Genomic DNA, 9,405 nt, shown 5'->3' on the forward strand with positions numbered 1-9,405 from the left:
CACGCCGTTGTGCGCGCCGCCGCGCGGCCGGAGCGCGACCGTGCTACTTGAGGGCCTCCCAGAGGGCGCCCTCGCGCAGGTCGGTCTCGTTGTAGTTGTTCGCGACGTGCTGGAGGGCCTCCTTCGCCTTGCCCAGGAGGAACCGCATGTCGTCGACGTTGTTCTGCCAGTTGATCATGGCCTGGTCGTAGCTGCTGGCCGTGGAGCCCTCGAGGTCGGCGCGCACGGTCGCCATCTCGTCGGCGAGCGTGTTCAGCGCGTTCTGCACGTCGTTGGTCGCCTGCTCCATGTCCGCGGTGATGTCGGCCACGCGGGCATAGGTGATCTCAAAGCCGCTCACTGTGTCTCCTGATCTGTGCTGGGGACCGGGGCTATGCCTGGCTGGGCTGGTTGGGGTTGAGCTGGCCCATCCAGCTGCTGCTCAGCTGGAGGTTGGAGTCCTCGGTGGTGTGCATGGCGCGGGTGGTGCCGCCCCACTCGCCGATCTTGGCGCTCATGTCGTTGGTGATGAGCCGCAGCTCCTCCAGCCACTGCACCATGGCCTCCTGGTAGACGGTGGAGGCGTCACCCTGCCAGGACGGGCGCAGTTGGTCGCGGGCGCTGTCGATGCGGGTGTAGATGCTGTTGCACGTGGAGTGCGCGTTCTCCATCGCCACCCGGGCGATCCGGTTGGCGGTTTCGGTATTCCTCATGTCGGCCATTGCGGGCTCCTCGCTTCGCGGTGTGCTTGCCTGGGTCGGATGCGATAAGTCGGATAGGCGGTCAGGGACAGGAGGCGGGTTCCGCCTGGGCGGCCGCGTCGGCCACGGGCAGCGCCGCCGTATCGGGGGAGAGGTCGGGGCCGGTCGGCAGCAGGCGCAGCAGCGCCGTCGGCACCGGCACGGTGTCGGCCGGCTGGTAGCCCAGGACCTCCAGGACCTGGGTGTCGGGGATGCGGTACTTCGCGCCGGCGTCCGACACCAGGTACAGGGCCGGGGAGCCGGTGCGGCCGGCCGCGGGCTGGGCCGCGGCGACACCGCCGCCGCCGTTGGGGATGCCGATCAGGTCGGGGGTGGGGCAGCCGGGGGCCACCCCGGGCAGTTCGGGGACGGGCCAGGCGGCGACCCCGTCGGGCGGGTACAGCCCGATGGAGGCCTCGCCGCCGGTCACCCGCAGGCACGGGGCGCCCTCCTCGGCGGGGGCGATCTCGGGCGGCTGGGCCGGCAGGCCGTCGGCCTCCGGGCGCACCGGGCCGGCGTCCTCGGCGAGGTGGGCGCTGGCCTCGCCGGCGTCGACGGCCACCGCCGCGGGGTCGCCGCCGCCGAAGACCGACTCGCGGATGCCGGGGTCGGCCAGCAGCAGGAGCGCGTCGGTCACGGTGAGCGGTGCCAGGCCCTCGCGGGTCAGCACGAAGTGCTGGTCGCCCTGCCCGCCGCCGCTCACCGTGAACACCTGCCCCACGCGGCTGGGCGCGCCGCCGATGTCGGGGCCGGCCTCGCCGGCGCCGGGAACCTCCACGGCGCTCAGGTCGGCGGCCGCCGGCACGGTGGCGAGGAACTCCGCGGAGACCTCGACGGCGGGGGTGGTGCCGTAGCCCAGGGCCTGGAGGGCGCCCGCCTCGTCGTCGAAGCGCAGCCGCCGGCCGTTCCACAGCAGGTGGTGGGTGCCGTCGGGGCCGGCGGCCAGGACCGCGCGGTCCTCCAGCGGCACGCCGTCGCCGGTGTCGGGGGCGACGGTCAGGGCGGTGCGGGGCGCGCCGCCGTCCTCCTCGGGCGGCAGCGCGCACAGCCGCCACACGCTGGTGGCGCCGGAGTCCAGGGCGGGGAGCGTGTCGGGCGCACCGGGGATGCCCACGGGCGCGCCGACGCGCTCGCCCATGACCGCCTCCGCCGAGACGCGGCTCATCTGGGGCTCGCCGCCGGCGATGAGCCGGGCCGAGGCGTAGTTGGCGACCGGGCGCAGCATGCCGCCGCCGTACATGTAGGTGGCGCCGGTCTCGCGCATCACCACCAGGTTGCCGTCCTGGCGCCAGTTGGTGGACCCGCCGGGGAAGATCAGCCCGAAGACGAGGAAGCCCACGCAGATGAGCGCGCCCAGGGCCACGCCGATGTAGGTGCCGGTGCGGGTGCGGCGCATGGGGGCGTCGACGGCGTCGGGGTCGCCCTCCAGCATGGCGGTGCCCAGGCGGCCGACCGTGAAGTTGTACGCCTGGACCCGGTCGCGTCTGGTCTGCATGTGCTCAGCCGCCGATCGCCCGGAGCGCGCTGAACACGCCGAAGGCCGCGAGGACGAGCGGGAAGATCGCGACGGTGATCAGCGACTGGATGATCTCGGCGGCGCGGCCCCAGTGCGGCAGCGGACGGGAGCCCGGCAGGTTCCACGACAGGATCAGCAGGACCGTGACGGTCGCGAAGATCGCCAGCAGGACCAGCGACCGGCCCAGCCACCCCGAGCCGAAGGCGAAGGCGAGCACGAGCACGGCCAGGCCGACGCAGGGCGGGGCGGTCATGAACGCGCGCTGCCAGGCGCTGCCCAGGCCGCGGGTCTGGAGCAGCATGACCAGCGCCACCAGCACGCAGACGGTGGGGGCGACCCAGCCGGGCGAGACCGCCAGCACCGCCAGGCACACGGCCAGCACCGCGCCGGTGCCGGCCAGCAGCGCGGTCTGGAACCTGTCGGCCAGCGCGCTGCGGTCCAGGACGTCGCGCGCGGGGAAGGGGTCGATGCCCTGCTGGAGCTGCTCGGGGTTGGCCGGCAGCGGGGGCAGCTTCAGCCCGGAGATGCGGAACGCCAACTGCGGGGCGAAGGTGCCCACGAGCAGGGCGACCAGCGCCAGCGCGGCGGCCACGGCGGGCAGCGAGGCGTTGGGCAGCAGCATCAGCCCCAGGGCGCCCAGGACCAGCAGGATCTCGGTGACGACCAGGCCGGTGAAGAACGGCACCGACCCGGCGACCGCCGCCACCCCCAGCACGGTGCCGCCCGCGCCGGTCATGGCGCCGGTGAGCAGCCGCGCGCCCAGCAGCGAGATCCCGGGCTCGCCGGTGGGCATGGCGGCGCCGGCCACGGCCAGGTACAGGGCGGCGGCCGCGGCCAGGCCGGTGGCGGCCGGCAGGTCGCCCATGGCGCGCGAGGCCGCCCACGCCGAGGCGAGCATGACCAGGGCCGAGAAGGCGCAGGTGACGGCGGTCAGCAGGGTCATGCCGCCGGCGGCGGGCACCAGCAGCGCGCCCAACAGGGCGGCCAGGGCCAGCGACTGGAGCAGCACCCGGGTGTAGGCGGGGCGCCACTTGTCGGGCCGCTCGGACATGCCGGTGGCGACGCCGTCGATGAGGTCGTCGAAGTGGATCGGCGGCAACTGGTCGCGGCGCGGCCGCAGGTACACCGTCTCGCCGTGGCACAGCCCCAGGCTGCGCAGGGTCTCGTCCTCGTCCAGCGGTTCGTCGCCGAGCTGCTGGAGCACCCAGCCGTCGTGTTCGAGACCGGCCTCGTCCAGGTCCTCGCCCTCGTCGCCCTCGGCGTAGAGCACCAGGGTGGGCACGAGTTCGGCGACGGGGATGTCGGTGGGCGCGGCGATCTCGAACGAACGGCTCGGAGCGCGGACCAGCAGCCGGCAGAGGTCCGAGGCGGTGGGGTCGTTCATACGGCCTACCCAGGTGCGGCTTTCGGGAAGCGAAAGGAGGAGGGTGACAAGCGTGCGGGCTGGTCGGCGCCCCGTGACGGTCGCGTGGCCCTATGTTGTGTCTGCGTTGGGCTTACTTGATATCACATGGCAACGCTAGTGTTTAGTGGCATCCGTGTGGACGCCGGCACCCTGAACCCGTGCCGCCCGCGCCGCGCGGCCACTCTTCGCGCGCGGTGCCCCGCGGCGTCGCCGGATGTTCCCGTTCGGCTCACCCGGCCGACCGGTGGCGCACCTCCCGCGCCGCCACCGTGGACGGGCCGTGTACTGGGAGTGGAGGACACCGTTTCCGTGAGGACTTCGTGAGCACCATCCTCGTCCGCCGGCCCCCGCGCCGGCCCGGGCCCGACATGCCCGCCGGCACCATCTCGTTGCAGGAGCCCCCCGAGCTGGCCGAGCCGCAGTCGGCGATGTCCTCGGTCGTGACCTACCTGCCCATGGCCCTCACCTCGATGGCCATGCTGATGATGTTCATCCGGCCCGGCAGCTTCGGCGGCGGCAGCGGCGGCGGCTCCAACTACATGCCCTACATCGCGGGCGGCATGATGCTGGTCGGCGCGGTCGCCATGCTCGGCGGCCAGTACATCCGCACCATGATCGAGCGCCGCAACAAGCTCAACGGCGACCGCCAGGACTACCTGCGCTACCTCAAGCAGATGCGGGTGCGGCTGCGGGAGGTCGTCACCGAGCAGCGCGACGCCATGCTCTGGCGCGCCCCCCATCCCGACGCCCTGTGGTCGATCGTGCGGACCTCGCGGCTGTGGGAGCGCCGGGCCGACGACGACGACTTCGCCGAGGTGCGCATCGGCGTCGGCGAGCAGGCCATGGCCATGACCATCTCCCCGATGTCCTCCAAGCCGGTCGAGGACCTCGAACCGCTCAGCGCCCACGCGCTGCGCCGCTTCCTGCGCGCCTACACCATGGTTCAGGACCAGCCCGTGCTGGTGTACCTGCGCGGCTACGCCCACATGTCGCTGCGCGGCGACACCGCCGCCCAGCGCGCCATGGTGCGCGCCCTGGTCGGCCAGCTCGCGGTCGCCCACCCCCACGACGAACTGCGCATCGCGGCGTGCGTCTCCGACGAGCTGCGCGCGGAGTGGGCGTGGCTGAAGTGGCTGCCCCACACCCAGCACCCCACCCAGAGCGACGGCGCCGGCTCGGTCCGGCTGATGGCCGCCGACGCGGTGGAGCTGGAGCAGATCATCGGCCCCGACCTGGCCGACCGGCCCCGCTTCGACCCCGACGCCGCGCCCAACCGCGAGGAGCCCTTCACGGTCGTCATCCTCGACGGCGGCAAGGTCCCCGCCGGCTCGCGGTTCCTCGGCGGCGGCTACCGCAACGGAATCGTCATCGAGATCGACGACCCCATGCCGCCCGAGGACGACCCCTACACCCTCGCCCTGCGCGTGGAACCCGGCGAGCTGGTGCTGCTGTCGCGCGACAACAACGGCCGCGCGGTCGAGACCCCGCTGGGCCGCCCCGACGCGCTGGGACCCAACCGGGCCGCGAACCTCGCCCGGCTGCTCGCGCCCTACCGCATCGGCGTCACCACCGAGGTCACCGAACCGCTGACCACCGACTTCGAGCTGACCGCGCTGCTGGGCATCGGCAACCTGCACGACCACGACGTCTACCGCACCTGGAGCGAGCAGCACCCCAACAACAAGCTGCGGGTGCCCATCGGCATGACCGGCGACGGCGCCCCCCTGGAGCTGGACCTCAAGGAGTCCGCCCTGGGCGGCATGGGCCCCCACGGCATGCTCATCGGCGCCACCGGTTCGGGCAAGAGCGAGCTGCTGCGCACCCTGGTGCTGGCGCTGGCGCTCACCCACTCGCCCGAGACCCTCAACATGGTCCTGGTCGACTTCAAGGGCGGCGCCACCTTCCTGGGCCTGGACAAGCTGCGGCACACCTCCGCGCTGATCACCAACCTCGCCGACGAGGCGGTCCTGGTCTCCCGCATGCAGGACGCCCTGCACGGCGAGCTGGTCCGCCGCCAGGAGCACCTGCGCGCGGCCGGCAACTTCAGCTCCATCCACGAGTACGAGAAGGCGCGCGAGTCCAACCCGGACATGGAGCCGATGCCGACCCTGCTCGTGATCGTGGACGAGTTCAGCGAGCTGCTGGCCGCCCACCGCGACTTCATGGACCTGTTCGTCATGATCGGCCGCCTGGGCCGCAGCCTCGGGGTGCACCTGCTGCTGGCCTCCCAGCGCCTGGACGAGGGCCGCATGCACCAGTTGGAGGGCCACCTGTCCTACCGCATCGGCCTGCGCACGTTCTCGGCCATGGAGAGCCGCGGCGTGCTCGGCGTGCCCGACGCCTACGAACTCCCCTCCGCGCCCGGCAACGGCTACCTCAAGAGCGACATCGAGACCCTGACCCGGTTCAAGGCCGCCTACGTCTCCGGCCCCTACCGCGTCAAACCGCGCACGACCGGCCCCACCGGCGGCCCCCGCCACGAGGTCGTGCTGTTCCCCGACGACCACGTGCCGCTGCCCGCGCCCCAGGTGGAGGAGCCGGTGGAGGAGCCCGAGGACGAGGACGCCCCCACCCTGCTCGCCGCCGCACTGGACCGCCTGCTGGGCCAGGGGCCGCCCGCCCGCGAGATCTGGCTGCCGCCGCTGGGCGTGCCGCCCACCCTGCCCGAGCTGATGGACATGGTCGGCGTGCACATGCCCCAGGGCGGTCTGGCCTGGACCAAGGCCGGGCGCCTCACCGTGCCGCTGGGCATCATCGACCGCCCCTTCGAGCACACCCGGCTGCCGCTCAAGGCCGACCTGTCGGGCGCCGGCGGCCACGTCGGGATCGCCGGCGGGCCGCAGAGCGGCAAGAGCACCCTGCTGGCGCTGCTGATGCTGTCGCTGGCCACGACCAACACCCCCGCCCAGGTGCAGTTCTACTGCATCGACTGCGGCGGCGGCGTGCTCCAGACGCTCAGCGGCCTGCCGCACGTGGGCAGCGTCACCGGCCGCACCGACGAGCGCCGCATCGTGCGCACCCTCATGGAGTTGCAGGAGCTGCTGACCCGCCGCGAGGCCCAGTTCGCCGAGCACGGCGTCGACTCCATGGCCACCTACCGCCGCCGGCGCGCCGGCGGCGAGTTCGCCGACGACCCCCACGGCGACGTGTTCCTGGTGATCGACGGCTGGGCCACCATCCGCCAGGAGTTCCCCGACCACGTCGCCTCGGTCCTGCAACTGGTGCAGCGCGGGCTCAACTACGGCATCCACGTGGTGGTGGCCTCGCCGCGCTGGGCCGACTTCCACACCGGCCTGCGCGACCTCATGGCCACGCGGCTGGAGCTGCGGCTGGGCGACCCGGTCGACTCCATCGTGCACATGCGCACCGCCCAGACCGTGCCCCGCATCCCGGGCCGCGGCATCACCGACGACAAGTACCACTTCCTCACCGGCCTGCCGCGCGCCGACGGCTCCGCCGACCCCGTCACCCTCTCGGCCGGGGTCGCCGACCTCATCACCCGCATCACCGAGGCGTGGGGCGACCGGCCCAAGGCGCCCGCCGTGCGCACTCTGCCGCCGACCCTGCGCGCCGCCGAACTGCCGCCGGCCCAGCTCACCGCCGCGGGCGGCCTCAAGGTCGCGCTCGGCCTGGAGAGCCGCCGCATGCAGCCGTTCTTCCACGACTTCGGCGCCACACCGCACCTGCTCGTCGTCGGCGACACCGAGACCGGCAAGACCACCCTGGTCCAGCACATCACCAACGCCATCCGCGAGCACTACGACCCCTCGACCGCGCGGGTGGTCCTGGTCGACCAGCGCCGCCAGCTCTTCGACGCGATCCCGCGCGAGATGCAACTGGGCTACGCCGTCACCGGCGACAGCATGCGGGAGATGATGAACGCCGCCGCCGGCGCCATGAAGGAGCGGCTGCCCGGCCCCGATATCTCGCCCGACCGGCTGCGCAGGCGGGACTGGTGGACCGGCCCCGAGCTGTTCCTGGTCGTCGACGACTACGAGATGGTCGCGGGCAGCGGCCCCAGCCCGCTGGCCCCGCTGCTGCCGATGCTCTCCCAGGGCGCCGAGATCGGCATGCACCTGATCCTCGTGCACGCCGCCGGCGGTTTCGGGCGGGCCTCGGGCGACCCGGTGATCCGCTCCCTGATCGACGGCAACACGCCCACCATCCTGCTGTCGGCCCCGCAGTCGGAGGGCGTGCTGTTCGGCAACATCCGGCCCCGCCGGATGCCGCCCGGGCGCGCGCTGTGGATCTCCCGCCGCGACCCCGTCGAGGTGCAGTTGGCCATCGCCGAGGGCGCCGACTTCTGACCGGCGGGCGCGGACCTGCGGGCCGCGCCCGCCCGCGCCCGGGGACCGCGAGGGCCGTGCCGCGCGCCGGCGTGCGGCCGACTGCGGCCGGCCGCACCCGGTCGGGGAGGGGTCAGCCGCGCTCGCCCTCGGTGCCCGGGGTGGCGGGCTGCCCCGTCGCCGGGCGCCAGCCCCGCGCGCGGCCCCGCCGCAGCACCACCGCGCCCAGCACGCACACCAGGATCAGCAGCGCCGACCCGCCGGCCACCGCGACGGTCACCGGCACGTTCCAGGTGCCCCGGCTGGGCGGGTCGGGCGTGAACCGGCCGCCGCCGGCGGGGGCCGCCGCCTCGGCGCCCTCGGGGCTGCCGGTCAGCGCGGCCATGGGGTCGACCGGGCCGCGCCCCACCACCTCGGGCTCGGCGCCGGGCATGGCGCCGTAGGCCGAGGCGATGACGCGCTCCCGCACCTGCTCGGCCGACAGGTCGGGGTGGCGGGCGCGCACCAGCGCCGCCGTCCCGGCGGCGAACGCCGCCGCCACCCCGTCGCCGCCGCTGACGAAGTGCCCGCCGCCGGGGCCGACACCCATCACCTGCGTGCCGGGCGCCATCACGTCGGTGCGCGCCGCCTCGTCGCCTTCGAGCACCGCCGGGGGAGAGGCCGCCGCCGGCGCCCCCTCGGGGTCGTAGGAGCCCACGCTGAGCACGGCGGGGTCCTGCGCCGGGTAGGCGGCCAGCGGCTGGGACTCCGGGGTCACGCTCGCCGGCGCCACCACCAGCACGTCGGCCTCGACCGCCGCGGCCACCGCGTCGTCCAACCGGCCGCTGTTCTCCCACGCGGCCGCGCCCACCAGCACCACGTCGGCGCCGTCGGCGACCGCGTCGTTCAGCGACGACGCGATCTCGGCGGGGGTGGCCACGCCCGAGCGGGGGTCACCGGTGGCCACGCCCACGATCCGCGCCTCGGGCGCCACGCCGACGAATCCGCTGCCCTGCTCCGGGCGGGCTGCCACCACCCCGGCCAGGAACGTGCCGTAGCCCCGGCAGTCCGCGCCCGCGCCGCCGCGCACCGCGTCGGCGAGCGGGCCGTCGGCGGCCACACCGCCGGCCAGCACGGCGACCGTCGTCCCCGCGCCCTTGGTCAGCCGGTGCACGGCGTCCAGGCCGAGCGACACGTGGGTCCAGGGCGTCTCCTCCACCGTGGTGGAGGCGGCCGCGACACAGGCGTCGTCGCCGGAGGCGCCCAGCATGAACGGCGTGATCGGCGGCAGCGCGGCCGGCTGCGACGGCGACGCCGAGGGGGAGGGCGAGGGCGACGCCGAGGGCTCCGCGGAGGGCGAGGCGCCCGCCGGGGCGGGCGGCAGCACGAGCGCGAGCGCGACGGCGGCGCCCGCCGCCCGGGTGAGCGCCCGGAGCCTGGGGCGCGCGAACCCGGTCTTCCTGGGGGTCATGGTGTCTTCCACGGGGAGCGGAGGGGCGG

Annotated in this window: 6 protein-coding genes; 1 reads left to right on the top strand and 5 read right to left on the bottom strand. The window is 74.4% G+C overall.

The features are described from left to right. Nucleotides 1-43 precede the first annotated feature (43 nt). The 4 genes from LG943_RS25400 to eccD all read right to left on the bottom strand — a co-directional run bounded on the left by LG943_RS25400 (nucleotide 44) and on the right by eccD (nucleotide 3,619). Complete coding sequence (locus LG943_RS25400; RefSeq protein WP_270074901.1) at nucleotides 44-340, bottom strand: WXG100 family type VII secretion target; 297 nt, start codon at nucleotides 338-340, stop codon at nucleotides 44-46. A gap of 31 nt (nucleotides 341-371) precedes the next feature. After that, nucleotides 372-692 carry a WXG100 family type VII secretion target gene (locus LG943_RS25405; protein WP_333486439.1) on the bottom strand — a complete coding sequence of 107 codons (321 nt, stop codon included), beginning with the start codon at nucleotides 690-692 and terminating at the stop codon, nucleotides 372-374. 70 nt (nucleotides 693-762) lie between these two features. After that, nucleotides 763-2,214 (bottom strand): type VII secretion protein EccB, encoded by a 1,452-nt coding sequence (eccB, locus tag LG943_RS25410; protein ID WP_270074903.1) that lies wholly within the window; start codon nucleotides 2,212-2,214, stop codon nucleotides 763-765. A 4-nt stretch (nucleotides 2,215-2,218) separates the two neighbouring features. Beyond that, on the bottom strand, nucleotides 2,219-3,619 hold the full coding sequence (gene eccD, locus LG943_RS25415; RefSeq protein ID WP_270074904.1) for a type VII secretion integral membrane protein EccD: 1,401 nt from the start codon (nucleotides 3,617-3,619) through the stop codon (nucleotides 2,219-2,221). A 341-nt stretch (nucleotides 3,620-3,960) separates the two neighbouring features. Here eccD and eccCa point away from each other — a divergent pair, with 341 nt between their 5' ends. Next, nucleotides 3,961-7,947: a type VII secretion protein EccCa gene (gene eccCa / locus LG943_RS25420; RefSeq protein WP_270074905.1), complete on the top strand. Its 3,987-nt coding sequence runs from the start codon at nucleotides 3,961-3,963 to the stop codon at nucleotides 7,945-7,947. A gap of 112 nt (nucleotides 7,948-8,059) precedes the next feature. Here the strand turns inward: eccCa and LG943_RS25425 are convergent, their stop codons facing one another. Continuing rightward, a complete protein-coding gene (locus LG943_RS25425) occupies nucleotides 8,060-9,376 on the bottom strand; it encodes a S8 family serine peptidase (protein ID WP_270074906.1) in 1,317 nt (438 codons plus the stop codon). Between the last annotated feature and the right edge of the window lie 29 nt (nucleotides 9,377-9,405).

The organism is Streptomonospora mangrovi (genome assembly GCF_027604915.1).
Classification (GTDB): Bacteria; Actinomycetota; Actinomycetes; order Streptosporangiales; family Streptosporangiaceae; genus Streptomonospora; species Streptomonospora mangrovi.